Below are 25,654 nucleotides of genomic sequence, written 5' to 3'. Positions count from 1 at the left end.
TTCATAGGCTGATCGCCCAGTGATAATTGAGGACTCACGAATCCTGGTTTGATCTGTCCTTTAGAGAACAGAGAATCACAGGTGGCGGCAACCTACCGGCAGCTAGATGGTTGTTAAAATGGAATGCGTAATTTCACTACTTTACATCTGGCTATTTTTCAGTTAAACTTACAGATGAACTTGAAGGACATATCTGCCTGGAATGTCCTGAACATTAAACATAAGGGTGCTATCTGCCCCTTTTTCAAGTCCGTCGGCTATGTCTGGGGGAGATCATAGCGATCATGTATGAGGTATCAGGGTGGCATGGTGGTCGTCCTATGCCTCTTTTGAGCGTTCATTTCCCCATCTTCGTTATCCTACCGGATGAAGAAACGGCTCTCATGAGCATGGATTGCCAGGCGGGCAACTTTTATTTGAAAGGGATGAGCATGTTTCAACAGCAGAAACAAGAACATACCTTCTGGCGAAGGTATGGGATATCGAACAAAACCCGGTTGTTAAGTATCCTTCCCATGCTGCTTGTGCTTGTGGCCATCGGGCCGGTGCTTAATTCGCAGTCGGCCAAGGCAGCTCCTCAGGCATCCTATCCCATCAAACATATCATCATCATCGTTAAAGAGAACAGGACGTTTGATAACTATTTCGGTACCTTTCCTGGTGCTGATGGAGCGACCACTTACAAAAACAAAAAGGGGCAGATACAACCTCTGAACCACCAGCCTGACCAGCTTTTCTTTGATATCGGCCATACCCATACTGATTTTTTGAAGGGCTATGATCATGGGAAGATGGATGGGTTCTCACTGATTCCCGGTGCTGAGCAGTATATCAATGGCAAAAAGACGGACGAAGCCGATTCCCAGATGTACCAGTCCGATATCCCCAACTATTGGCAGTACGCGCAGACCTTTGCCCTGCCCGATCACTTCTTTTATAATATCGACTCAAACAGCTTCCCCAACCATATCTTCTCCATCGCGGCAGAGGATGATGATGCCAGTGATATTCCTAGAATTCCAAATGGGGGGCACGTGTTGAAATGGGGTTGCGACTCTCCTTCCGGTACTACCGTCCAGGAGATTCATTCAAATGGCAATATCACGCATCCTTACCCTTGTTTTTCAGATTTTGAATCTATGGGTGATTTACTGAGTCAGAAAGGCATTTCCTGGACAGAGTATGCACCGCTCTACGGACAGGACGGCTATGAGTGGAACGCGTATGATGCTATCAAGAGTGTCCGCGATTCCGGTCTCTGGAAGCAGCATATGGCCGACTACACGCAGTTTGTCAAGGATGCCGCCAATGGCAATCTTCCCACCGTCAGCTGGCTCGTGCAGCCACACAAGTACAGCGATCATCCTGGACAGAGTGTGTGCCAGGGTGAGAACTTTACGGTGCAGGAAATTAACGCCGTCATGAACAACAAGTCGCTCTGGAATAGTACCGCCATCTTCCTGACCTGGGATGACTTTGGTGGCTTCTATGATCACGTGGTGCCGCCGGTTGGCCCCAATAAGTACATCGAGTATGGCCTGCGCGCGCCTTTAATCGTCATCTCGCCCTATGCGAAGCCGCATTACGTTGACTCGACTCAGTACAATTTCTCCTCCATGCTCAAGTTCACGGAAACCATTCTGAACTTGCCATCGCTCGGGGGACTGGATCAGTCCGCAAATAATCTGATTGGCGCCTTCAATTTCAATCAGAATCCCTTGCCACCGCTGATTTTAAAGCAACGGAACTGTCCGGGCTATGTGCAGGTCGATCCCAACAGTATTGATTGGAGTTAGAATTCGTGGTTTCTGGTAGCGCGACCATAGGGTTCGCGCGGGGCCGATTTATCGGCCCTCTTTGTCTGCCCGCTGCACCAAGTCATTCAATGCGCGGCGAACATATACCGTTGTCACCTGTTTTCGATAGTTTATCGTCAGGTCGGCATTATCCAACGGCTTTGAGCGCTTCGCCGCGCTGGCGGCTGCCGCATCGATGACTTCAGGAGTCAGGCGCTGTCCCACTAACAATGCGGCTGCTTCCTTTGCTTCGACGGGATGAGAGGCGACGGCTCCCAGGGTGATGCGCGCGTCCGCTACATTACCATCATGCGCGAAACGCAGCGCTGCCGCGACGCCAAGGATAGGAAAATCAAATGAACCCCGGCGGCGCAGCTTCATGTAGGTGCTATGCCAGTTACCGGCGGGAGGAAGGATAATTTCGCTCAGTATTTCATCGGCAGCTTTTGTATAGGGATGCATGCCGTCGTCGCGAAACAGATCTCGTACCGGCAAAACACGCTCGCCCCGCGCGCTTACCAGGCGTACCGTCGCTTCCAGGCTGACCAGTACAGGGGCAGTGTCCGCCGAAGAGATGGCCCAGCAGCGCGGGCTTCCCGGAGCTACCAGGCAAATATCCCCATCCTTCTTCATGCAATAGCCAATCGATTGCCGCCAGAATTCTGTCTGATTGTAGTAGTTGCAGCGCGTATCCAGCAGCAGGTTGCCACCGAGAGTGCCTGCATTACGTAACTGTGGCGTCGAGACCGAACCTGCGGCGATAGCCAGCGCGGCATAATGCTGCTGAATAACCGGATGCTCGGCAATCGTTGTAAGTGTTGTGCCTGCTCCGATGCTCAAACCCTGTTCAGGCGAGCCGCTAATGCCCTTCAGCGATGCGATGCCGCGCAAGCCGATCAAAACCGGCGGTGTGAACTGGCGGCGTTTCATATTGGGATACAGGTCGGTGCCGCCTGCGACGAGCATGGCCTGCTCCCCTTCTCGCGCCAGCATTTCCGTAGCTTCTTCGAGATTGCGTGGAGCAAGATAACGAAAAGGTGGAAGTCGCAGCATCAGGATTGTCCTCCTTTTGCCGCAACTCTCATATCCGTATGCTGCCCATTGCCATTGCTGCGTGCCAGTTCAATCTCTTCAGGCTGCCATTTGATGAGGCGGGTCGGCCACGGAGATGGTATTTCGACCGGCTTGACGATGGGTGGTTGGCCGGCGCCTTTTTCCTGGCTCCTGGCTTTCAATGCCTTCAGTACCTTGTCCGCCGTAATGGGAACCTCGTCGATACGCACACCAATAGCGTCGTAGACAGCGTTGGCAATTGCCGGAATGACCGGATTTAGCGGTCCCTGGCCTGCTTCCTTACCCCCAAACGGCCCTTCCCTGTCGGGTACTTCGACCAGGATGGTCTCAATTTCGGGCGTATCGAGGGTGGTAGCCAGCTTATAATCCAGCAGGGAGGGTATTTTGTGTCGCCCCTTGCGGAAGATTTGCTGCTCCATGAGCGCTTCACCATAACCCATGTACGCGCCTCCCTCAACCTGGCCCGCGACCAGCAAGGGATTGATGGACTGTCCAACGTCGTGCGCCATCCATAACTTCTCTACGATAACCTCGCCTGTCTCTACATCGACGGCTACCTGAGCAACGCAAGCTGAATAGGAATAGGCCGGTGAAGGGCCGACACCGGCTCCCTTGTAATCGCCGTGAATGCCCTCCGGTGGAGCATAAGAACCGGCAGCTACCAGCGCGCCATAACGAGCTTCGGCCAGCTGCACCGCTTTTACGAACGGCAGAGTATTGCCGGGGTCGTTTGTATCGAAGATCATGCCATCAGCGCTTTCCAGTTGCTCAATCGGCGTGTGCAACTGTTCGGCAACGACCGAAAAAAGCTGCTCTTTCAGTTTGCGGGCTGCGGCAATAGCGGCGTTGCCAGCCATGAAGGTGACGCGGCTGGAATATGAGCCAAGATCAACCGGCGTCAGGCTCGTATCTGCCGTCTCCATGTGAATCTGTTCCGGCTGGATACCCAATTCTTCGGCAACGATGTACGCCAGTATCGAGGTAGACCCCTGGCCAATATCGGTCGAGCCGCAGTAGACGGTGACACCGCCGCCGCGATCAAGCCGTATCTGCACAGCCGAATGCGGCAGGTCATTCCAGTAGATGGGCTTGCCCGCGCCGCAAATATAAGAGGAAGCGGCCAATCCAAGCCCGCGCTTAGTCGTCTGATTGGATTTCGCGCCTGCATGGTCAGTTCGCTGATCGGATGTTCCTGATTGCTTTGTCAAATGGAAATCTTTCCAACCGGAGCGTTCGACGACCTGGTCGAGGCATTCACCGAGCGCGCAGCTGGTGATGCGCAATCCATTCACGGTGCGCGTATATGGCTCAATCAGATTGTGGCGGCGAAATTCAACCGGGTCCATGCCGAGGTCGTGCGCGATTTTATCCATGTGTACTTCTACAGCATAGCGCGGCTGCGTCGTTCCATGACCGCGCTTTGGACCACAGGGCGGCTTATTGGTGAAGAGGCGCATGCCCTCGAACTTATACGCGGGCAGCTTGTATGTCACCGTCTGCAATGCGCCCGTGTAATACGTGGTTGCTATGCCGTAGGAACCGTAAGCGCCGCCATCCAGGAATGAGCGGAAGTGCATGGCGGTCAGCGTGCCGTCTCGCTTCACGCCGGTCTTGATCCACATTTTGACGGGATGGCGACCCCGGTGAATCAAGAAGACTTCCTCGCGCGTGCAGGTAATTTTTACGGGCCTGCCGGTGCGCCGCGAGAGTTCGGCGGCGCAGATTTCATGCGAGAATGGATCGCTCTTGCCGCCAAAGCCACCGCCGACGTTGGGCGCGATCACACGGATATGCGATTGCGGTATGCCCAGCACCTTGCTCAACTCACGATGAACATAGTGTGGGGTCTGGGTGGAAGACCAGAGAGTGAGTTTGCCGCCAACAGGATCGCTGGGATTAGGTTCCCAATTCGCGACACAGGCATGCGCTTCAATCGGAGCATGATTGTTGCCCTCATAGTAGAGCCAGTCTTCGCGGATGTAATCAGCTTCGGCAAAACCGGCCTCGACCCCACCAAATTCGTAGGAGACGGCCTTGTGAATGTTGCCAATACGCGCCTCATCATTGATTTTTACCTCGGGATGCGCGAGCGCTTCATCGATGCTCATCAGCGCGGGCAGCACCTCGTATTCAACCTGGATGAGCTTGACTGCTTCGTCGAGGATATCGGGGTCGAGCGCGGCAATCGCGACGACCGGGTCGCCCACGTAGCGCACCTTGTCGATAGCCAGCGCGTACTCATCCTGGCTGGAGGGAAGAATGCCATATTTTTGTGGCAGGTCTTCACCCGTGATGATGGCGATGACGCCTGGCAATTCCAGAGCCTTATGCGTATCGATGGAGAGAATGCGAGCATGTGGATGGGGAGAGCGCACGAGTCGTCCATAAAGCATGCGCGGCAGCATAATATCGTCGGCATAGAGCGCGCGACCGGTTACTTTGCTGTAGGCATCGACCTTCGGACGCGGAGTACCGATGATCTTATATGGAGGATGAGCCTTTTGCACTTGCTCGTCTTGCTGTTGCTTCATGATACGCCTCCCTGCATGCGTTCGGCAGCGGATTCAACCGCCTCGTAGATTTTCGTATAGCCAGTACAGCGGCAGAGGTTTCCCGCCAGCGCATCCTTGATTTGCTCGCGCGTGGGCCGCGGGTTTGCCTGCAACAGAGCAGCGCCTGATAGCAGGATACCCGGCGTGCAGTATCCGCATTGCGCGGCGCCCAGTTCGGCGAACGTCTCCTGGAGGGGATGGAGTTTGCCGTTTTGTTCCAGGCCCTCGATAGTGGTGATCTCGCTTTCCTGCACTTCTAGCGGTAATGTGAGGCATGAGAGCATAGGGATGCCGTCAATCAGGACTGTACAGGCACCGCATTCGCCAAGCTCGCAGCCATGTTTGGTTCCGGTCAATCCCAAATCTTCACGCAGCACTTCGAGCAGCGTATGATGTGGCAGTACTGCTACTTCGCGGCGTTCGCCATTCACATGTAGCGTAATGAGTTCACGCAATGTGGCCTCCTTTCCTGAGCGGTGGCAGCTTTATCATACTGCGCCAAGAGAGCGTGAGATCGCCTCTGCTTCGCCACGCAACTCAGTTGCGGCGCGTTCAAGAGCGGAGCCGGAGAAGCGCGAGGAGAAGCCAACCATCCAGAGCAGAGCGATGAGTCTTCCGCTTGCGCCATAAATTGGAGCAGCTACCGCGTTAACGCCCGCAAGATATTCCTCGTAGTCAATACTCACACCGTTATGAATAGCCTCTTCTATGCGGGCCAGGTATTGTTGAGGGTCTAAAATCGAATGTTCGGTGAAGCGAGGCAGGGGTTGAGCGTGCAAATACTCCTTGCGTTGTTCCGCCGGCCAGCTTGCCAGCACGAGAGGGCCAGTGGCAGCTGCCAGCATGTGTACGCGCGCGCCTCGCGGAGCAGTGATGTGTAGAGAAGTCGTTTCTCCTTCATCCACGATACACTCGATGATGCGCACGCCTTTTTGCTCAATCCTGCCTAAAAACACCGTCTCGCCGCTCTTTGTCGCCAGCCTGCGCATGGCGGGTACAGCGAAATGACGCAAACCGGCACGTTGGATGTAAGCCTGTGTAATATCGTAGAGGCGCGGGCCGAGTACATAACGACGCTCCTCTATCTGCTCGACCGCTCCGCTGCTCTCCAGCGTCTTGAGGAGTCCATGCACACTGCCCTTGCTCATGTTGAGCATGCGCGCAAGGTCAGAGAGAATCAGCCCCTCTTCTGAGCCACTCAAGATGTCCAGTAGACGAAAAGCGCGCTCAACCATGGGAGCCGGCGCCGTTGATACCGTTGTATTTTCTTCATCCACCTGGGGATGTTCGTTATATTGAACTATTTGTTCTTCCATGGGAACAGCATAACGAATTTTGGTGGGAAAGTCAAGTGGCTGCGCCCCCGGTAGGGTTTCCTTAGAGCCTTTCAGGGTGCTTCTTGCGCCAGTAGCGCATATAGCCCTGTACCGTCATCGCATAGTTCGTGGCGATTTCGTAGCGTTGGATGGCCTTTGGATTGTTGGCAACCCGTTCCAGCTCGGGCTGCGTATGCTCGATGAGCATCGTAATGATCTCGGCCTCGTCCTTGCCATCGCGCATGGCGGCCAGCACGAATTCTCCCCAGGCATAGAGTCTGTCATGCAGGCGCTCGAAATGTGAATCTATGTCGCGGATAGGGCCGAAATGCGCGATATACAACACTTCAGGATGCAGGCTCTTGATCAGATTCATGCTGTCCGACCAGGCTTCGAGGTCGATATCCGGCGGGGGTGTTGGCGGGCGCACATAATCTACATCCTGCAAGCGCACTCCGGCCACGTCTCCCACAAACGCTTCGCCTGAGTTGGGGTCGAAAAAGGTGACGTGGTGTACGGCATGCCCTGGTGTGTAGAGTACCTGCAGGTGACGACCGGCAACATATAAGGTATCGCCGTGTTCGATGGCGTGCAGCCGCTCCTGGGGTGTTGGTTCGATCTCGCCCCAGAGCAATTGCATGCGTTCGCCATAGATGCGTGCCGCGCTTGCCACCACTTTAGAGGTATCGAGCAGGTGTGGAACGCCTTTGCTATGAGCGTAGACCTGGGCGCGCGGCATCCGGCGAACCAGCGAGCCGGTGGCGCCGGCGTGATCCAGGTGGACATGGGTCGCGAGGATATGCGTCACATCCCGCGGGTCAAAACCGGCTTCTCGTATTGATGCTAGAAGGGAATCCAGCATACTGCCCGGCCCAGGATCGATAATGGCGAGATCATTGGCTTCCGCCAGCAGGTAGGAGCCAATGATGCCATGTTCACCCAGAAATGGATGAGAAATCAGCCATGCGCCGGGGCTTACTTGAGTGACATTCGACAAGCAAAGCTCCCTCTATTTCTTTGCCGAGATGGCCTTTGCCTGTGTGAACAGGAGCAGGTAATCCCTGCCGCCCGCCTTGGAGTCGGTCCCGGACATGTTGAAGCCGCCGAAAGGATGCACGCCGACCAGCGCCCCTGTACATTTGCGATTAAAGTACAGATTGCCAACAAAGAAATCTTCCTTCGCTTTTTCGATGCGCTGAGGGTTGTTTGAATACAGCGAACCCGTCAGTCCGTACTCGGTGTCATTTGCGATGCGGATGGCCTCGTCGAAGTCTTTGGCTTTGATGACGGCCAGCACCGGCCCGAAGATTTCTTCCTGCGCGATGCGAGCATGAGGGTCAACATCGGCTATTATGGTTGGCTCGATAAAGTAACCGGGGCCATGATGTCCGCCGCCAACAACCAGGTGTCCCTCCTGCTTGCCGATCTCGATGTAATCGGTAATTTTCTTCATGGCGTTCTCATCAACGACCGGGCCTATCGATACTTCTGGATTCGTGACATCGCCTACGGTCAGCTGCTTCGTCTTCTCGATGATCTTTTGCAGCACCTGGTCATAGACCTGCTCAACGATGATGGCGCGCGAGCCTGCCGAACATTTCTGCCCCTGGAAGCCAAAGGCCGAGGCGACGATACCACTTGCCGCGGCGTCCAGGTCGGCGGTCTCATCGACGACGACGGCATCTTTTCCGCCCATCTCCAGAATGGTGCGCTTGATCCACTTCTGTCCCTTGCGGTGCTTAGCGGCGAGTTCGTTGATACGTAATCCCACGTCGCGCGAACCGGTGAAGGCAATGTAACGCACCTGCGGATTCTCGACCAACGCGTCCCCAATCGTGGAGCCGGAACCCGTGAGGAAGTTGACCACACCCGCGGGCAGGCCGATATCTTCCAGGATGCGCATGAACTGCCAGGCGATCATCGGTGAGGTGCTGGCGGGCTTAAGGATGACAGTGTTGCCGGCCACGAACGATGCGCTGGTCATGCCAACCATGATGGCGGCAGGGAAGTTCCAGGGTGGTATCACAGCACCCACGCCGAGGGGGATGTAAACCAGTTCATTATCTTCGGTATCGATATGAACCAGCGGCTGCTCACTGGCCAGGCGCATCATCTCACGAGCATAGAATTCAAGGAAGTCGATGGCTTCGGCGGTATCGCCATCGGCCTCCGGCCAGCTTTTACCGACCTCGTAGATCATCCAGGCATTGACATAAAATCGGCGCTGTTTCAGTAGATCAGCTGCCGCGAAAAGATAACCGGCGCGCTCTTCAGCCGGGACGTGTTTCCAACTTTCAAAAGCCTCCGCGGCTGCCTGTACTGCTTCGTTTGCCTGCTCGACCGTGGCTTTCGAAAAATAGCCAATTACCTGGTCGGGCTGTGATGGATTAACCGAGGCAAATGTCGCCTCGTTCGTTATCTTTTTGCCGCCGATAATCAGCGGGTACGTCTGCCCCAGTTCGCTTTTGACCTGCTCCAGCGCCTCCATCTGCGCGCGGCGGTTCTCCTCTTTCGTAAAATCGGTGTAAGGGGCATTCACAAAAGGCGTCGCTGCTCGTGACGCCACACTCTCAATCATTTTTGCCATAGAAAAACACTCCTTTGTGTGTGTGAGACAGTTTCTCCCTCATTGTACCTCATGGAGAGGGTAAGATGGTAGGGAGTTTTCACACGAACAGAGCCAGGTGTGCGACCGGCATTTCAGGCGCATACCTGGCTCTGTTCGTGTGAAAGGATTTCTTAACTCACCAATTCCGCCAGCATATCGACCTGGTTCAGGTCGGCAATGGTGGGCCAGAAGATCAGTTCGTCTACTCCCACATCAGCAAATGCTTTCAAGGCCCCTTTAATTGCCTCGGGAGTGCTTGGGACGCTGGCGGCGATTCTATCTGCCATCGGTCCCATGAACGAATAATAGTGACGAATATACTGGGCGGCCTTCTCAGCCGCATCTTGTCCCAGTCCATAGTAAGTGGCGCCAACGAATCGTGGCTTGCCGGGCCTGCCCGCCTCTTTCCAGGACTGCTCGGCTACATTATAGCCCTGGCGAGCTGCATCTGGGCCTCCGCCTCCGCTGATAAATCCATCGCCCCAACGACCTACGCGCTTAATAGCTTCCGGCGAATAACCCCCAATCAGCAGTTCTGGCCCGCCTTTCTGCACGGGGTTCGGGCCAATTGCCCCCACTTTATCGCTTACTGGCTGGCCGGACCAGATGCGCTTCATGGTTGCCAGTTGCTCATCAAAGCGCTTGCCGCGTTCGTGAAATGGAACCTGCGCGGCCTGATAATCATCTTGCCGGCCACCGACGGCGATGCCGAGCGTCAGGCGACCATTGGAGAGCGCATCGATGCTGGCAGCCTGCTTCGCGAGTATGGCGGTGTCATGTAATGGGGCTATCAAGATACTGGTCATCAAGCGCATGCGCTCTGTCACACCGGCGACTGCCGCGAGCGTGATCAGTGGTTCATAGTTGGGATAGACCAGGCGATCAAGCACGGCGAAACTCGAGAACGGTCCCACTTCTGCCAACTTGGCCCAGTCTAGAATAAATTCACCCGATACTCCCGGTATTGTGCCGGGCAGTCCAATCGCAATTTGCATTTCTTATCCTCCAGGATGTTTCTTAGAGTTTTACATACGCACGTTCAGCGTCCCCACATTTCCCGACGCCAGGTCTATCACACGTATGGCATGGTTGTTCGTGTCCGCCACGTATAATTTGCCGCCAGCAGTTGCCAGGCCGCCAGGTTCATTGAATTGTGCCGTGTCAGGCGCACCATCAGTATATCCCGCCTCGCCGCTGCCGGCAAAAGATTGTACTTCGCGTGTTTGTGGGTTCAGTACTTTGATACGATTGTTATAGGTATCGGCGAGGTAGACCATACCATCGATAAAGCAAACGGCTTGCACATGCTGCAAGAGCACCTCGTCGCCCACACCATTCCTGTCGCCGAAATCGAATAATCCCGTTCCAACCAGTGTGATTACGTTTTCTGTCCCTGTCAGGGATACAGCTCGGACCGCGCTTGTCTCACTATCAGCCACATATAGCACGCGGTTATCATCCAACGATAGGCCGTTGGGCTGGGCGAAGAACGCTTCTGTAAGCGTGCCATCACGAATATCCTCATGGCCGGTGCCGGCAAATGGCTCGATTTCCTGGCGGTCAATATAGTACACGAAGATCTGGTGCATCCCCGCCATGGCAATATAGAGTTGGTTGCTGGAGTGAACGATATCCCAGGGCGAGCTCAAGGCTGCATTGAGCGCAGGCCCCCACGCGGTTGTATCGCTCATGCCGGCCTGCTCGCCCGTTCCAGCGATGGTTTCGACCTGCTGCGCAGCGAGATCGACGCGCCGGATCATGTGATTTTCCGTGTCGGCCACGTAAAGAATCTCGCCGTCGAGCGTCACACCTTGCGGGCGATTGAATTGAGCCTGCGCGAATGGCCCGTTTGCCTTGCCCGGTTCTCCGCTGCCAATGATATGCCGTACCTTACCTTCCAGGTCCATTTCCAGCAGGCGATGATGAGCGGAATCGCTGATAACCAGGCGATTTGCCGGGGCATCGACCGCCAGCTTGCCGGGGAAGGCCATAATTGCCTCCGGCGCGGTTTCATGCGCGAAGCGCAGCGGGCGGTGATTGAGCAAGTTTTCGGCGTCGAACTCTTTAATCATCTCTGCGATGAGTCGTTTCGCGCCATCAGGATTAATTTCCCCTTCGTGCCTGGCAATCACTCTATTTTCCGGGTCGATGAACATCAAGGTCGGCCATGCCCGCACGGCGTACTCTCGCCACATGCGCATGGAGCGGTCATTGACGACGGGATGGGTAATGCCATAACGCAGCACAGCGTCTCGAACGCTTTCGGTATATTGTTCGCGTTTGAACTTGGGAGAGTGAACGCTGACGACTGCCAGCTCGTTGGGAAAGGCGATTTCGATCTCACGCAACTGCGCGAGCGCATGCATGCAGTTAATTCAGCACAGCGTCCAGAAATGGATGATCAGAATATGATTGCGAAACTCCTTGATATGCAGGGGGTGGTCGCTATTGATCCAATCCAGCCCGGTTGGAAAGTCGGGCGCCCGGACTTCGCCGCGATATGTTCTTGCCATAGATGTTCTCGTTTTCACTATAGAAGATCACAAATCAGTCTATAGCATCATATCATACGAGTTTAGCGATCTGAAGGTCCGGCAACGGTAAGCGGAACCGTAGTTCCGCTTACCGTTGAGGTTTGGCACTATGGGCTGGGTACAATACTCCACGTGTTGCCGTCCCAGTTCTCGGTCAGTGTGTGTCCGGCAAGGTTATTATCCTGGTATCCCCCAACAGTCCAGATGTCGCTGGCGGAGATGACAGCGATGCCCGACAGAAAATTATTTGTTGATCCCGGCGCGTTCGGGCTTTGCACGACGCTCCACTGCTTGCCATTCCATTGTTCGATCAGCGTCTGCCCGGTGAATGCTAAGGACTGCCCAACGGCCCAGATGTTGCTGCCAGAAACGACCGCTATATCATCAAGAAGATTGATCTGCCCTGGATTGGGACTCTGTACGATGCTCCATTTCGAGCCGTTCCAGTGCTCGATCAGCGTTGTGCTGAAACCATTGCCACTGCCGGCGGCCCAAACATCATTTGCCGAGGCCACGGCCACTCCACTTAGATTGTTGACCGTTGATCCTGTTGGATTGGGACTCTTGACCACGCTCCATTTCGAGCCGTTCCAGTGTTCAACCAATGTCTGTTGCGAGTTGCTGTTACTGGAAAAACCACCAACGGCCCAGAGGTTGTTCGCGTTCACTGCGGCTATGCTACTCAGGCCGTTTCCCGCTGAGCCTGGATTGGGACTTGTAACCACACTCCATTGTGAGCCATCCCATTGTTCGACTAATGTTTGCGATGAGGTGCTGTTATTGGAAAAACTACCGACGGCCCAGATATCACCGCTGGAAATGACAACGATTCCATCGAGCGCATTAGAAAATGAACCTGGATTGGGGCTGGTGACGACGCTCCACTGCGTGCCGTTCCAGTGCTCAATCAACGTCTGCGATGTAGAGTTGTTATTGGAGGAGGTGCCGACGGCCCAGATATCACTCGCGGAGACAGCAGCTATGCTGCCAAGTGCATTGGACGTTGAGCCTGGATTGGGGCTGGTGACAATGCTCCACTGCGAGCCATCCCAATGTTCAATCAGCGTCTTGTCAACGAATCCGATAGTACTTGGCGTGAGATAGTATCCTACCGTCCAGACATCGCTGGCCGAGACGGTTGCGACGCTATTCAGGAACATCCCCCCGGGGAATGTAACTTTGGGTGCTTCTGTTTTAAGCCTGAAATGGCCCTGGAAGGGTTGCCAGGATGATGAATTGGCTTTTGCCTCTACCGCTGTGAGAGACAGCGCACCCAATAAAAGAGTAACGACACACAGCAGTATGGTTCCCTTGAGAAGATGTTTCATCTTGTTCTCCCCTGCAATTGCTTGCTAGTAAATAGACGCATGTGAGGAAGCGGTTGCTCCCATAGGCAATGCTATCGAAAGTAGAGGTAGCCGCCCATAAGCTACCAGCAGCTAGCCAGGGCCAATAATGATTGAACGAGTTTTGGTAGGAATAGAAGGCACTCGAACTCCACCTATATTGCTCACCTTCACAAGTATAATCGATAACTGCTTGAATGTAAAGTGACACAGGCAAGAGATGTTGGATCGGTCGTCCAGTCATAGGGCCTGGGAAGAGCAGGCATTGAAGAAATAAGCATTCCTACAATTCCTTATGTAGCAATAAGATTACAATGGCCTATCTGACATACCCAGTTGAGCGCTCTTGCATAGCTTCAGCTCTTTAGAACTATGGAATAGTCGGACGAGAGTCAAGTTGAGGCTTTCTCCACCAGTTATTCGTATTACACACGGAGGTGGGAATATAAGTTCCCTCGAAAACAATGGGTGCAACAGTCGATCACAGGTCTTTTCGAATCATTGACCAGGAGAGGCTTCAATGGATGGTGTCCTGGAATATTTGAGAGAGCAACTCGTCCCGCAGGTGTTGCAACACTGCTGGCAAGGACGCGTCGTGCGCATCTGGATGGTGGAGCAGACCCCGGCAGAAGCACCGTATCTTCTGGCTTTGCTTTTAGCTGATCATTTGGGGCCGGATGCAGTCAGTTGGAGCATCAAGATTTTTGCTACCTACAGCCAGGAGAAGATGGTAGCAGAGGCACGCCATTTCACCTTTTCCGAACAAAGCCTCGCCCACCTTCCGCTCAACTATCAGCAACAGTTCTTTGAGCGCGTGGATGCAGGAAATAGCGATCAGCCGTACTCCTTTGCTCTGACCGGTGTGGTACGCCACCTGGTGATCTTTGGCAGGCATGATCTGCTCAACCATTCCCCGTTATCTCACCTGCACTTGCTGATTGCCCTGCATGACCTCGATTCGTTGACCCTGCCGGTGCAGCAGGTGGTACTCGGTCGTTTTGCGACCTCCCTGACCGGCGGTGGCCTGCTATTGCTTGGCCCCGGTGCATCTGTGCAGCCACATCCACATGTATATGAGCTGCTAGATCCGCGATGGAATCTGTATCGCTGCCGCGCAGTACATCCTCTCGCTGCCTCCAATAGACCCCAGCAGTCGATTCCGGCGCTTAAGGGAATGGACATGGCTGTTGCCGCAGAGCATCTTTCGTCACCTCAAGAGCAGGTCGTCTCAGAAGGAGTGAGGCCTTTCCCGTGGCAATTTGATGGAGTAGGCATGGTGCTGGTGAACCGGGCATATCGTATCATGTACCTGGATAGCGTTGCCGCTGAGCTGCTGGGTGTCCCCGGAGAAGTGGTTGGGCAGGATTTCAGCAAGACAATCTCCGGCCTATCGGAGGCGTTGTTGCGCCTGGCACTTGTGTCTGTTTTTGAACAACATGTGCCGCTGAAGCTCTCCCTGCGCGCGCAGGCGCAAGATGCTTTTGTGCAGAGACCTCCGCTCACACTTCAATTTGCCCACCTGCGTGCCGCAGAAACTGAGCCATCCCTCGTAGCTATTTTGATCAGTGATGCCAGGCAGCTTTCGCTTGGCTATCCCACTTCCGAGAGCACGAAGCTTGCTTCGCGATCAAGAGATTCCTCTACTGAGAAATTGGAACCCCTACAAGAAACATTGCACCAGGTGAATGAACAGCTCGAAAGCCAGATGGCGTTCTTTCAGCAAACGCTTGAGGACGCGGAACGGGTTCATGAGCTGTTGCAGGAAGCCAATGAGGAACTGCAGGCGACCAATGAAGAACTCGAAATCACGAGCAGTGAGGCAGCAATGGATAATCAGGAACTTCATACCATCACACACGAGCTGCAGGTTCGCCTGGAAGAGCAGAAGCAAGCGAGCCGGCAACTCGAACTCCTCAATCGGCTCAAAGACGACTTCATTAGTATCGCCGGTCATGAGATCAAGACGCCCTTGACCAGTATTCTGGGCAATGTGCAGTTAGCGCTCAAATACCTGTCTCGCCTCACACTTTCAGGCTCGGAAGTAGCAAAGGAGCAACAGGCGATTCAACAAATCCTTCAGCGCACGCAGCAACATATTCACCGCTTAACCCGCTTAGCGAATGATTTACTTGATATCGCTCGTATTGAATCTCATACGCTCCAGTTCCAGTTCGATCGCTGTGAATTGAGCGCATTGATACGTGCTGTTGTGGAAGAGCAAGAGCAACTGACCTCCGGGCAGCGCTTTGTACTCTCGCTGCCGGAGTATCCAATGCATGTGCTGGCTGATGCTGATCGCATCCGGCAGGTGGTCAACAACTACCTGTCCAATGCCCTCAAATATACTCCAGTTGGTCAGATGATAGAAGTAAGGCTCCAGCAAGAAGACCAGGCGGTGCGATTGCTGGTGCGCGACCAGGGACCAGGTCTCTCGCTACCGGAGCAGCAACGGGTATGGGAGCGGTACTACCAGGTGCCGGGGATCGAAACTCAAAGTGGCTCCGAGGTTGGCCTGGGATTAGGTCTGGCCATTTGCCGCTACATTGTTGAAGCTCATGGTGGGCAGGTTGGGGTGGAGAGCGTTCCAGGGGGAGGAGCGACCTTCTGGTTTACCTTGACGCTTCTTAACACAACAGCGGTAGTGACATAAGTGCGGGCGCGAACCCATCTGCTACCGGGGTGCGAAGATAATAGCGGTGATAACTAACACAATAGTCCCAAGGCCGATCACAACTGTACCGACTACAGACCACATGTAGAAGGTGGAGTCATAGGTATCTCCGGCCAGCCTTGACGACGAAGGATTGGTGGGAATGACAGGCAGATCAAAAAGAAGGAAAGTTTCTGTACTGTAAACGTGAGGACCGGAAAAAATTAGTGAATGTACATCTGAGGACAGGCCAGGGCGAACTATTGCGCCGGATAAATGTTCAGATTCGAAAACTGCGCGGTAGCGCCTGGCTTCGCCTCAGGCAGATTTGAAACGAAGAGGGCAACAGACCCGCTTGTATAGCTATGATCGGTGATGGTCTTTACAAGCTGGCCGTTCACGATAAATGATAGGTTGGGACCTTTCGCGATAATCATGATGTGATTGACCTTGCCTTGCTTTTGAATGGCGGGATGGAGCGTGTAATCCACGAGTTTTGTATCGCTCGAGTGGCCGCTTGCGTCCGTCGCACCCTTGAATATTGCATACGAGCCATCACCATACAGTTCGAAGCGATAGTAGCTCGCAAGGTCGCTCTCCGCACTTGAGGAACCGCGAATATAGACTCCATACCCGTTGTTCTGGTCGCCCTGCGAAAGAATTGCGTTCACCGTCAGCGTAAAATTGCTGAAAGACCTCTGGCCGGGCAATAGCTCCCAGAGCAACTTATTCTTGTCTATTTGCAAGGCCAGCGCGCCATTGCCCAGGGTGACGGCGTAGTTGCCGGGAGAACTTTGCAGGTTCCATCCGTATGTATCGCTGGTAAAGTTGTCTGAAAAAAGGGGCGGCACTTTTGGCGCAGGATAGGTTACTGCCTGAACCGGCGCGGTTTGCTTCGCAAAAAGTGTTGAAGGTGATATGCCTGCCGCGTGCAGTGCTACAAGGGTAAAAAGAATAATCACCAGAAAAACGCTAAGAAAATAGAGCAAGGGCGCTCGCTTTTGTAAAGGCGATGGTTCCTGTCTTTTGCGATAGGATGGAGGTACTGGAGAAGGTGGTTGCATAGTACTATTGGATGGTGTAGGGGCGAATCGGTAACCACAACTGAAGCAGGCAGCACTACCCGGCGCTAATGGGGCTTTGCAACGGGGGCAGAGGCGTAAAAATGCTTTTTGTTTTGATACCGACATGAAGGATTCCTCAAATCTCAGCAATAGATCAAGATATATTTTCGTATGTTTATACGTTACATCTTATAGCTTTTGGTAGAGTTGCGTCCAACGCCCATTACTATCTGGTAGGATTCTTCGCTGCGCTCAGAATGACATGAGTGGGCATGTCATTCTGAGCGCAGCGAAGAATCCTTATAAGATGAAGTATAATAGCGGAGGAGCAATATTGTAGCAGAGTAGGAAATATTTCCTTGTATTAAATGGAACCGTTTTAGCCGGATAAGAGAGAATAGCTGCTTATCATGAATAGGAGAATGTTGACCAGCCTTGCGCTGGTAGTGCTTATCGTTATTGCGGGCGCCGGCGCCTTCTGGTTCTTCCGGGCGGCATTTACGCCTGCTGCACCGCAGCAGGTAGCGCAAACACAACATGATAGCGTTCCGCGCTCGGAAGAGGCGCCATTTTCCACGCAACGAGCGCTATCAATGGTGTCAAATCAGGCCCGGACAACGTTATTGCCGTGGGGAATTGTGCTTGACCCTGCGCATGGATTTATCTGGGTCGCGGAGCCGGGGTGCGAGCCAAAACCGAAGTGCCCTACCAGATCGCAGGGAGTTCTCGGCCAGTATGCCTTCTCCGATGGCAACTTCATTCAAGATTTCAACGAACCTGCCGGCTACACCGGTCCACTCTTTCTAAAAGTGGATGGCGCTGGCAATGTCTGGTTTACTGAGCCTACCAGCGATGCGATAGGCGAATTTAGTCCGCAAAGCGGGAGCTGGAATCAATGGTCGTTAAAGAAAGGCAGTTCGCCGTTTGACCTGGTTTTCGATGCGCGAGGAAATCTCTGGTTCACGGAATTTAGCTCGAACGATATCGGTTTTCTGAACACGAATACACACCAGGTGGTAGAGACTCCTATTCCTACGCCGGGCAGCAATCCATATGGCATGACTATCACTCCACAGGGAACGATCTGGTTTTGCGAAAATGCAGCGGGAATAGACCAGATAGGCAGCTTTACACCTACCCAATCGGGAACCATCAAGATCAAAGAATACGGGGTTGGCAGCTTTCGACCGCATCTGATTGCCTCTGACGGTGCGGGAAATATCTGGTACAGCGGGGGATTTAACGGCGCGATAGGCGAGTTCGACCCGCGCACGGGAAAGAATACGTCGTATGTGGCCTATACGGGCGCCTGCCTGACTCCGCCCAATTGCACCGGCACGCATATTTCAGGAATCTATGTCGATAGTAAAGGCAATATCTGGTTTACCGACTCGCTCAGTCTGCGCGTTGGCTATATCGTTCCATCGACGGGCCAGATGGTGGCGCGTACCATCCATGCGACGAATGCGCATCCCAATGATGGGCTGGTGGTGGATGGTAGCGGCAGGGTATGGTTTACGGAGGAATACCGGCAAACGCTGACAATGTGGCCGCCAGGTACGGTGAGTTAGCCAGTCTCTTTGCGCGTTAGATAATGCCGGTATCCATCGCCCTCGATGGCTTCCATTACTGTGAAATGCGCAGCATGAAGCCAGTCATGCACTTGCTCAGTGGTCGGATAATAATGATATCCACCGTGGTGAGCATATTCGCCATAGAGGAGCGGCAATCCCAGGCGCTTACCGGCTTCGTAAGCTATCTGCAACTCCTCTTCGGTCTCTAGCTCGACCGTGAGATACAGCAGGCCGTTTTCATACAGCGCCCTGGCGAAATTGTCTAAGACGATGGGCCAGTCCTCTGGAAAAATATTCTCCATCGCATCCATGCAGATCACCGCGTCAAACGTATCCACGAATGGCAGCTCTTGCAGGCCAACATGTAGCACAGGCACCTCTGGGAATTTGCTGTGGGCGCGGTTGAGCATCTGCTGGGACTGGTCGGTTCCTTGCACGGAAAATCCACGCTCCAGTAAGAGCGGCCAGTATTTGCCCGTTCCGCAGGCGGCGTCGAGAATAAACGCTCCTGGTTGACAAAGATCGAGGAGGCGCTCGATCATGTGACGGTGTGCAGGATTGATGTAGCCTCCCCAATGATCATCGTATTGCCGGGCATAGATGGTATCCATTTGTACTTCGTTCCACAGCCGACGTTGCTGCCGCCACTGTTCGCGATCCATAAAGTAAGCTCCTGCTTCAGATTCGTAGACTCTTGACCTGCCGCACCATTGCGATATGCTGCTCGGCCAACAAATCGGCTGCGCGATACGTGGGCACGTTTTGTTCTCTGGCAATCGCAAGCACCTTCTCCATCGTCTCGTAGATGCGAGCCACTCTTTCCATGGCGCGCTGGCGCTGAAAACCGCCGGGTCGAAGGCTATCGAGGCCTGAAAGCACTCCTCCGGCATTGACGATGTAGTCGGGCGCGTACAGGATGCCGCGCTCCTGCAACATATCGCCGTGTCGATCCTCCGCAAGCTGGTTATTGGCCGAGCCGCATACGATCTTGCATTGTAGTTCCAGCAATGTGCGGTCGTTTAATGTGCCGCCCAGCGCGCAGGGACAATAGACATCGACATGCAGGGCATGAATTTCATCGGGATGAACAACTTTGACCTCGTATGCCGTTGCCATCTGCCTGACCCTCTCCTGGTCGATATCTGCAATAGTAACTGTTGCCCCGGCCTCAATCAGGTACGGGAGGGCATGTTTTCCTACGGCTCCCACGCCTTGAAGAGCCACGCTGCGGCCCTGCAGGTCGGCGCTGCCGTATACCGCTTTGAGACATGCTCGCATTCCCTGTACAAGGCCAAATGCGGTGGCTGCGGAGCTATCGCCTGGGCCGCCCCACGATTCTGGTAGAGTGACGACATACGGTGTTTCCATGCGTATCACTACCATATCGTCCAGGTCGGTTCCCGAATCTGGCCCGGTCAGGAAGAGCCCATTGAGACGGTGAATGAAGCGACCAAGTGCCCGCAACCGTGCCTCGGTCTTATCGCGCTTTGGGTCGCCAATCACCACACATTTACCCCCGCCATAGGGAACGCCTGCCGCTGCGCACTTATAGGTCATGCCACGCGCCAGGCGTAGTGCGTCGTTGATTGCGTCCGCCTCCGTCTCGTATGCTTTCATACGCACTCCACCGGCGGCAGGACCCAGGGTGGTGTCATGAATAGCGATAATCGCTTGTAGTCCAAGCGTTTTCTCCTGGCACAAGAAGATGTTTTCGAAGTCGTGCTGTTCCATCAGCTCGAAAATAAAGCTGCGCAAAATAATCCTCTCCTAAGTAGTATCAAGCCCGTTCATAACAGCACTATATCATAACTTTCCCCTCTTTTCAGCGCGGTATCGCTGCAGGCTTTCAAAGGCCTGTCGCCATTTCCATTCCATTCCTTGCATTGGAACCACATTGCAGGAATGCGCACATTCCTCTTTGAAATCGCCTACCATGCGAGATAGGGAAATACCCATCTATCCAGCGTTCATTTAGATAACGTAAAGCCCCTTGATTGTTCATTTCGTAGTCAGGAGAATGTGTATTCATGGATCCGCGACAGTGGTTCAATACGCGCCAGACACGCCGTAAGGCGTTGCGCAATCTCGGCATACTCGCTGGAGCCGGTCTCTCAATCGATGCCGGTATCCGGGCAGTGAGCAGAGTTGCGGCTTCGATGCCGGGCAGCAATGTCAATCCCATCGACCACGTCCTGGTTGCCTGCCAGGAAAATCGTTCCTTCGACCACTATTTCGGCTATTATCCACGGGCGGGAAGATTTGGCGTGCCCGCCAATTATTCGCAGCCGGATGGCAATGGTGGTACCGTTACCCCCCATCATAATTTTTTCCCGATTACCGGTGATAACTCCCATACCTGGCAGGATATTCACAAGGAATGGGATAACGGAAAAATGGATGGTTTTTATACCACCGATGGCTCTAACGCGCTCGGCTATTACGATGGCTCCGATCTCCCTTATTATTACGCGCTGGCGAATGCGTTTACCCTGTGTGGCAATTATTTTTGTTCATTGCTTGGCCCGTCCAATCCCAACCGTTTCTATCTTATGAGCGGCACCTGTGGCGGCAATACGACCAACAATGGGGATCGCGGGAGCTTCGACTGGCCAACCATCGCCGATCTGCTCGATCAGTATCATATTTCATGGAAGTGCTACAATCTCGGCCTTGGTACCGGCACATCCCTGGAAGATTTCAACATCCTCGTGTATTTCAAAAAATGGCAAAACGATGCCCGGCTGATGTTCACCGAGGATGATTATCAGAACGATCTTGCGAACGGTACGCTGCCGCAAGTCTCGTTTTTGATTACTGAGGCGCTTATCAGCGAGCATCCACCGGCCGATATCCAGATGGGCCAGCATAAAATGGCCGATGTCATCAATGCGCTTATCGGATCGAGTTCCTGGCAAAGCTCGGCTCTGTTCTTTACCTATGACGAGGGTGGCGGCTTTTTCGATCATGTGGCGCCGCCGCAGGTCGATGCGTATGGCCTGGGTATTCGCGTGCCAACGGTAGTTGTTTCGCCCTATGCCAGGCGGGGCTATGTTTCAGGGCAGTTGTACGAACATAGTTCGATTCTGAAGTTTATCGAACGGCGTTTTGGCCTGCCCACGCTGGCAAGTGTCAACCACCAGTTCGATACCTCGACGCCGGGGACGAATAACGATGCGGCCAATGGCAAGCCAACCGGTCCAGCTGCGCCACCTCGCGACGGCCTTGCGCGGATTGGCGATTTCTACGAGGCATTCGATTTTTCACAGAATCCCGATTATTATCCGTCGCTGCCTTCATTATAGGAATGCTATGGCGCTGGTGGCAGCAGTGGCAGCCCGAAGCCCCAGTTGAGCAGTGATTTGGCGTCGTTGAAACGATGGGTGGCGTCGCTACTGTGCAGGACGACGCCAATGAGATGGTGGCCGGAGCGTGTCGCCGAAAAAACCAGGCACTCTCCGGCTTCAAGGGTATAGCCGGTCTTGATGCCGGTTGCGCCAGAGTATGTGCTGAGCAAGAGGTTCGTGTTGGTCCAGCTATAGGCATGATGCGCGCCGGTCGCGGGAAGCGTGTAGTGCTGGGTATCGACAATCTGGGCGAAGAGTGGGATGCTCATGGCATAGTCGGCCAGTCGCACCAGGTCATAGGCGGTTGTGTAGTGACCGGGTAGGGGATGACCGCCAGCGTCATAGTAGGTAAGCCCATCAGGATTGATGTAGTGGGTTGAATAGAGGTGTAAGCGGTAGGCGAACAGGTTCATCAGGTTGACGAAGTTGCCGGTCGTGCCACCCACGGTGTCGGCGATGGCGATGGCGGCGTCGTCGCCTGATGGTAACAACAGGGCGTACAGCAGGTCTTTCAGGGAAAGCTGGTCACCGACTCGTAGCTGGGCATTGCTGCCATTATTCAATATGACCTCGTTGATGGCGTCCTGGTGGATGGTGACGAGTTGGTTCAGGTGGCCGGCGCGTAAAGCCACCAGGGCGGTCATGATTTTGGTTGTGCTTGCCATGGGAACGGGGCGTTCGGCGTTTAGATCTTCGAGGATATGTCCAGTATCGGCATCGATTAAGATGGCTTCAGAGGCGGTGATCGCGGGCGGTTTGCCTGTTACGGTAAGGATAGGCGTGGGTTTTGGGGTGGGCGTGGGGGTAAAGGGCAAGAGGGTTGGTGTCAGATAGAGGGCAGCCTGAGAGTTGCCCCCAAATAGATTTTCACCAACAGGCGTCAGGATAAGCACCGGCACCAGCAGCAAGAGCAGGATGGCGATGATGATGAGGATAAAAGCAAGGGTACGACGTGTCATACTCGTTCCATGTTTCCCATCTGAGACGGCCCCTGACGGGGATTCTGAGCGCAGCGAAGAATCCCCGTCACATCGAAAAGCGGCTACATTGCATCGAGCCGCGCTACAAGCAGCTCTTTCACTCGCTCCGGCGTGGCTTTTCCTTTGAGCTGGCGCATGCACGCTCCCACCAGGAACATGACGGCATTCGTCTTGCCCTTTTTGTAATCCTCGACCGCCTTTGGATTGCTCGTGATGGCCTCTGAGACGATGGCCTGCAACGCGGTTTCGTCGATGGCCTCGATTTTCCTGGAGACAACGATGTCCTTAATCAACTCGGCAGGAACGGTGGTGTCGATGTCTACCTTTTTGTTGATGATGACGTTGGCGATGGTCTTCGGCTCTACGCCTTGCTGCTGGCCGACTTTCACCGTCTCCTCGAAAAAGTCGGCGAGGCCTCTTTCTCGTGTCAGCAGTTCCGCATCATAGTCTGTGATGTGGTAGCTTTGTATAAAGCGCGCCTTTTTCGCGTCTGCCAATTCTGGTAGCGTCTTACGAAGGGCATCGATCTGTTCGGGTTGCCATTGGAAAGGCGGGATATCAGGTTCGGGGAAGTACCTGTAGTCCATGGCTTCCTCTTTTGTACGCTGACCGAGGGTGATATGCCTTTTTTCGTCCCAGCCTCTGGTCTCTTGAATGGGCGTCTCTCCACGTTCAAGGATGCTGCTCTGGCGCTTGAGTTCGTAGTTGATGGCCCTCTCCACGAAAGAGAACGAGTTGATGTTTTTGACCTCTACTTTGTAGTCCGGCAAGCTCGTTTGACCTGGTTTACGCACAGAGATGTTTGGCTCGAAGCGCATCTCGCCCTTGTCAGGGTTAGCAGCGGCTACGCCAAGGTAGCGGATGATTTGTTGCAGCTTTTGCAGGTATTCTTTGACCTGTTCCGCGTTCTCAAAATCAGGCTCGGTGACGATCTCAACCAGTGGGACGCCTGAGCGGTTGAAATCGATCAGGCTGACTGCGCGGCCATCGAGGTCTTGATGCATGAGCTTGCCGGTGTCTTCTTCCATATGGACCCTGCGAATGCGAATCTTCTTGTCGTTGCTGAGCATGATATATCCTTTTGCGCAAAAAGGATGCTGGTATTGACTGATTTGATAGCCCTTGGGCAAGTCAGGGTAATAGTAGTGCTTCCTGTCGAATTGCGAAAACAATGCTATCTCGCAATTGAGGGCCAGGCCGATCATAATACAGCCCTCGATGGCCTTCGCGTTGGGCACCGGCAGCGCTCCAGGAAGTCCCAGGCAAACGGGGCAGGTATGCGTATTTGGCTCCTGGCCAAAGTAATCGCTGCTGCACCGGCAAAACATTTTGGACGCGGTGCTCAGTTCTACGTGAACTTCCAGACCGATAACGAGTTCATAGGCTGTTGTTGCTATATCGTTACTCATAGATTTGGCTTCCTGTTGCTCCAGTCGGTGACTTGTTCATATTGGTAGGCGAGATTGAGGATCAGGTCTTCTATAAAGTAGGGGCCGATGATTTGCATGCTTATTGGCAGAAGCTCGCTGGAAAAACCGCAGCACATGCTGATGCCGGGCAGTCCGGCGATGGTCGAGGGTTCTACCAGCACATCAGAAATCTCGCCGAACATGGGATGGTCTTTGCTTGAGCCAACCGGTAATGCTGTGGAAGGACTGGTTGGCCCGATGACCACATCAACCTCTTCAAAAGCTTTCGCGAAGTCTTCGACAATCAGCGTCCTAACTTTTTGCGCCTTTGCGTAGTACGCGTCATAATAGCCTGCCGACAGGCTGTACGTGCCGAGCATAATTCGTCTTTGCGCCTCTTCGCCGAATGCTTCGCGTCCGAAGCCGTAGCGTATGCCATCGTAACGCGCCAGGTTTGAAGAGACCTCGGAACGTTGGAGAATCGTGTACACGGCAATGGCGTATTGCGGGTCGAATAGCTTAATCTTCTTGACTTTGTGTCCCAGGCGCTCGAACTCTTGCAACGACTTTTGCACAGCGGCTACGATCTCTGGATCGACGCCGTTGAAGTAGTCATCCGAAATGCCAATAGTCAGGTTCTCGCGCTTTTCCTTGAGCAGTTTGCGATATGCCTTTGGTGGCAGGGGCGATGTTGTGGCATCCATGGGGTCGTGTCCGGCTAACACCTCGAGCATCAGCGCGGCGTCTTCCACGGATTTTGTGATGGGGCCGGGGCTATCCAGGGATGATGCCATGGCGATTACCCCGTAGCGGCTAACCCTTCCATACGTTGGTTTCAAACCGACAACGCCGCACCATGCAGCCGGTTGCCGAATTGAGCCGGCGGTTTCAGAACCGACGGCGGCTATCGCCTCATCTGCTGCCACGCTTGCAGCCGCGCCACCAGATGAGCCACCGGGCAAGCGCTCGATGTTCCAGGGATTGCGGGTAGGGCCGAAATCGGATGCCTCGGTTGAAGAACCGTGCGCGAAGGCATCCATATTGGTTTTTCCCAGGCTGATCGCGCCCGCCTCTGTCACGCGCCGTACAACCGTCGCGTCATACGGGGGCACAAAATTCCTTAACACATTGCTCGAGGCAGTGGTTCTTACTCCGTTCGTGCAAAAGTTATCTTTAATGGAAATGGGGACGCCGAGCAAAGGTCGAACATCGCCACTCTCTATCAAGAAATCAGCTTTTTGGGCCTGTTCCAGCGCCTGTTCTTCAGTGAAGGTTACAAATGCATGCACTTTTGGCTCAATGGCTTTCATTCTCTCAAGGCAGGCGCTTGTTAGTTCGCGCGAGGAAAACTTCTTTTCTTGCAGCCCCTTGCGAGCTTCTGTGATAGTCAGTTCATAGAGTTTCATA

General features: G+C 54.0%; 20 protein-coding genes. 4 read left to right on the top strand and 16 right to left on the bottom strand.

The features are described 5' to 3' along the window. The first annotated feature begins 284 nt into the window (after positions 1-284). On the top strand, positions 285-1,796 hold the full coding sequence (locus VFA09_08875) for an alkaline phosphatase family protein (protein ID HZU67379.1): 1,512 nt from the start codon (positions 285-287) through the stop codon (positions 1,794-1,796). 48 nt (positions 1,797-1,844) lie between these two features. Here the strand turns inward: VFA09_08875 and VFA09_08870 are convergent, their stop codons facing one another. The 10 genes from VFA09_08870 to VFA09_08825 all read right to left on the bottom strand — a co-directional run bounded on the left by VFA09_08870 (position 1,845) and on the right by VFA09_08825 (position 13,208). Next, the gene (locus tag VFA09_08870) at positions 1,845-2,849 is read right to left on the bottom strand and encodes an FAD binding domain-containing protein (protein ID HZU67378.1); all 1,005 of its coding nucleotides are present in this window, start codon (positions 2,847-2,849) and stop codon (positions 1,845-1,847) included. Beyond that, positions 2,849-5,401 (bottom strand): molybdopterin cofactor-binding domain-containing protein, encoded by a 2,553-nt coding sequence (locus VFA09_08865; protein HZU67377.1) that lies wholly within the window; start codon positions 5,399-5,401, stop codon positions 2,849-2,851. Before VFA09_08865 ends, VFA09_08870 begins: the two co-directional genes overlap by 1 nt. Further along, complete coding sequence (locus VFA09_08860) at positions 5,398-5,877, bottom strand: (2Fe-2S)-binding protein (protein HZU67376.1); 480 nt, start codon at positions 5,875-5,877, stop codon at positions 5,398-5,400. Before VFA09_08860 ends, VFA09_08865 begins: the two co-directional genes overlap by 4 nt. 33 nt (positions 5,878-5,910) lie before the next feature. Beyond that, on the bottom strand, positions 5,911-6,738 hold the full coding sequence (locus VFA09_08855) for an IclR family transcriptional regulator (protein HZU67375.1): 828 nt from the start codon (positions 6,736-6,738) through the stop codon (positions 5,911-5,913). Positions 6,739-6,799: 61 nt separating this feature from the next. Next, the gene (locus VFA09_08850; protein HZU67374.1) at positions 6,800-7,735 is read right to left on the bottom strand and encodes an MBL fold metallo-hydrolase; all 936 of its coding nucleotides are present in this window, start codon (positions 7,733-7,735) and stop codon (positions 6,800-6,802) included. A gap of 12 nt (positions 7,736-7,747) precedes the next feature. Further along, positions 7,748-9,325 carry an L-glutamate gamma-semialdehyde dehydrogenase gene (gene pruA / locus VFA09_08845; protein HZU67373.1) on the bottom strand — a complete coding sequence of 526 codons (1,578 nt, stop codon included), beginning with the start codon at positions 9,323-9,325 and terminating at the stop codon, positions 7,748-7,750. 152 nt (positions 9,326-9,477) lie between these two features. Next, positions 9,478-10,341 carry an LLM class flavin-dependent oxidoreductase gene (locus VFA09_08840; GenBank protein HZU67372.1) on the bottom strand — a complete coding sequence of 288 codons (864 nt, stop codon included), beginning with the start codon at positions 10,339-10,341 and terminating at the stop codon, positions 9,478-9,480. Positions 10,342-10,371: 30 nt separating this feature from the next. Beyond that, positions 10,372-11,712 carry an alkyl hydroperoxide reductase gene (locus tag VFA09_08835; protein ID HZU67371.1) on the bottom strand — a complete coding sequence of 447 codons (1,341 nt, stop codon included), beginning with the start codon at positions 11,710-11,712 and terminating at the stop codon, positions 10,372-10,374. Between the two features lie 9 nt (positions 11,713-11,721). After that, the gene (locus VFA09_08830) at positions 11,722-11,859 is read right to left on the bottom strand and encodes a hypothetical protein (GenBank protein ID HZU67370.1); all 138 of its coding nucleotides are present in this window, start codon (positions 11,857-11,859) and stop codon (positions 11,722-11,724) included. Between the two features lie 128 nt (positions 11,860-11,987). Further along, entirely contained in the window at positions 11,988-13,208 is a 1,221-nt protein-coding gene (locus tag VFA09_08825; protein ID HZU67369.1) for a hypothetical protein, read from the bottom strand. A gap of 538 nt (positions 13,209-13,746) precedes the next feature. On the opposite strand from VFA09_08825, the gene VFA09_08820 reads away from it, so the two are divergent. Continuing rightward, the gene (locus VFA09_08820) at positions 13,747-15,876 is read left to right on the top strand and encodes an ATP-binding protein (GenBank protein ID HZU67368.1); all 2,130 of its coding nucleotides are present in this window, start codon (positions 13,747-13,749) and stop codon (positions 15,874-15,876) included. A 260-nt stretch (positions 15,877-16,136) separates the two neighbouring features. Here the strand turns inward: VFA09_08820 and VFA09_08815 are convergent, their stop codons facing one another. Then, positions 16,137-17,066 (bottom strand): family 16 glycoside hydrolase, encoded by a 930-nt coding sequence (locus VFA09_08815; protein ID HZU67367.1) that lies wholly within the window; start codon positions 17,064-17,066, stop codon positions 16,137-16,139. 284 nt (positions 17,067-17,350) lie between these two features. On the opposite strand from VFA09_08815, the gene VFA09_08810 reads away from it, so the two are divergent. Continuing rightward, positions 17,351-18,511 (top strand): hypothetical protein, encoded by a 1,161-nt coding sequence (locus tag VFA09_08810; protein ID HZU67366.1) that lies wholly within the window; start codon positions 17,351-17,353, stop codon positions 18,509-18,511. Here the strand turns inward: VFA09_08810 and VFA09_08805 are convergent. Further along, a complete protein-coding gene (locus VFA09_08805; GenBank protein ID HZU67365.1) occupies positions 18,508-19,176 on the bottom strand; it encodes a class I SAM-dependent methyltransferase in 669 nt (222 codons plus the stop codon). The genes VFA09_08810 and VFA09_08805 overlap by 4 nt on opposite strands. Positions 19,177-19,192: 16 nt before the next feature. Next, positions 19,193-20,269, bottom strand: a complete 1,077-nt coding sequence (locus tag VFA09_08800) for a Glu/Leu/Phe/Val dehydrogenase dimerization domain-containing protein (protein ID HZU67364.1) — start codon at positions 20,267-20,269, stop codon at positions 19,193-19,195. Between the two features lie 272 nt (positions 20,270-20,541). On the opposite strand from VFA09_08800, the gene VFA09_08795 reads away from it, so the two are divergent. Further along, entirely contained in the window at positions 20,542-21,816 is a 1,275-nt protein-coding gene (locus tag VFA09_08795) for an alkaline phosphatase family protein (GenBank protein ID HZU67363.1), read from the top strand. 5 nt (positions 21,817-21,821) lie between these two features. Here VFA09_08795 and VFA09_08790 read toward each other — a convergent pair whose 3' ends face one another. The 3 genes from VFA09_08790 to gatA form a co-directional block, all read right to left on the bottom strand. After that, positions 21,822-22,817: a D-alanyl-D-alanine carboxypeptidase family protein gene (locus tag VFA09_08790; GenBank protein HZU67362.1), complete on the bottom strand. Its 996-nt coding sequence runs from the start codon at positions 22,815-22,817 to the stop codon at positions 21,822-21,824. 83 nt (positions 22,818-22,900) lie between these two features. Then, positions 22,901-24,247 (bottom strand): Asp-tRNA(Asn)/Glu-tRNA(Gln) amidotransferase subunit GatB, encoded by a 1,347-nt coding sequence (gatB, locus tag VFA09_08785; GenBank protein ID HZU67361.1) that lies wholly within the window; start codon positions 24,245-24,247, stop codon positions 22,901-22,903. After that, positions 24,244-25,653 carry an Asp-tRNA(Asn)/Glu-tRNA(Gln) amidotransferase subunit GatA gene (gene gatA, locus VFA09_08780; GenBank protein HZU67360.1) on the bottom strand — a complete coding sequence of 470 codons (1,410 nt, stop codon included), beginning with the start codon at positions 25,651-25,653 and terminating at the stop codon, positions 24,244-24,246. Before gatA ends, gatB begins: the two co-directional genes overlap by 4 nt. Between the last annotated feature and the right edge of the window lies 1 nt (position 25,654).

It is taken from the genome of Ktedonobacteraceae bacterium (assembly GCA_035653615.1).
GTDB lineage: Bacteria > Chloroflexota > Ktedonobacteria > Ktedonobacterales > Ktedonobacteraceae > DASRBN01.
This window is presented reverse-complemented; position numbering and strand designations above follow the sequence as displayed.

Excerpts from the sequence above, each read along its gene's own strand:
- VFA09_08875 (HZU67379.1), top strand. The coding sequence starts at position 285 with ATGTATGAGGTATCAGGGTGGCATGGTGGTCGTCCTATGCCTCTTTTG.
- VFA09_08870 (HZU67378.1), bottom strand. The coding sequence starts at position 2,849 with ATGCTGCGACTTCCACCTTTTCGTTATCTTGCTCCACGCAATCTCGAA.
- VFA09_08865 (HZU67377.1), bottom strand. The coding sequence starts at position 5,401 with ATGAAGCAACAGCAAGACGAGCAAGTGCAAAAGGCTCATCCTCCATAT.
- VFA09_08855 (HZU67375.1), bottom strand. The coding sequence starts at position 6,738 with ATGGAAGAACAAATAGTTCAATATAACGAACATCCCCAGGTGGATGAA.
- pruA (HZU67373.1), bottom strand. The coding sequence starts at position 9,325 with ATGGCAAAAATGATTGAGAGTGTGGCGTCACGAGCAGCGACGCCTTTT.
- VFA09_08840 (HZU67372.1), bottom strand. The coding sequence starts at position 10,341 with ATGCAAATTGCGATTGGACTGCCCGGCACAATACCGGGAGTATCGGGT.
- VFA09_08835 (HZU67371.1), bottom strand. The coding sequence starts at position 11,712 with ATGCATGCGCTCGCGCAGTTGCGTGAGATCGAAATCGCCTTTCCCAAC.
- VFA09_08830 (HZU67370.1), bottom strand. The coding sequence starts at position 11,859 with ATGGCAAGAACATATCGCGGCGAAGTCCGGGCGCCCGACTTTCCAACC.
- VFA09_08825 (HZU67369.1), bottom strand. The coding sequence starts at position 13,208 with ATGAAACATCTTCTCAAGGGAACCATACTGCTGTGTGTCGTTACTCTT.
- VFA09_08820 (HZU67368.1), top strand. The coding sequence starts at position 13,747 with ATGGATGGTGTCCTGGAATATTTGAGAGAGCAACTCGTCCCGCAGGTG.
- VFA09_08815 (HZU67367.1), bottom strand. The coding sequence starts at position 17,066 with ATGTCGGTATCAAAACAAAAAGCATTTTTACGCCTCTGCCCCCGTTGC.
- VFA09_08810 (HZU67366.1), top strand. The coding sequence starts at position 17,351 with ATGAATAGGAGAATGTTGACCAGCCTTGCGCTGGTAGTGCTTATCGTT.
- VFA09_08805 (HZU67365.1), bottom strand. The coding sequence starts at position 19,176 with ATGGATCGCGAACAGTGGCGGCAGCAACGTCGGCTGTGGAACGAAGTA.
- VFA09_08795 (HZU67363.1), top strand. The coding sequence starts at position 20,542 with ATGGATCCGCGACAGTGGTTCAATACGCGCCAGACACGCCGTAAGGCG.
- VFA09_08790 (HZU67362.1), bottom strand. The coding sequence starts at position 22,817 with ATGACACGTCGTACCCTTGCTTTTATCCTCATCATCATCGCCATCCTG.
- gatB (HZU67361.1), bottom strand. The coding sequence starts at position 24,247 with ATGAGTAACGATATAGCAACAACAGCCTATGAACTCGTTATCGGTCTG.
- gatA (HZU67360.1), bottom strand. The coding sequence starts at position 25,653 with ATGAAACTCTATGAACTGACTATCACAGAAGCTCGCAAGGGGCTGCAA.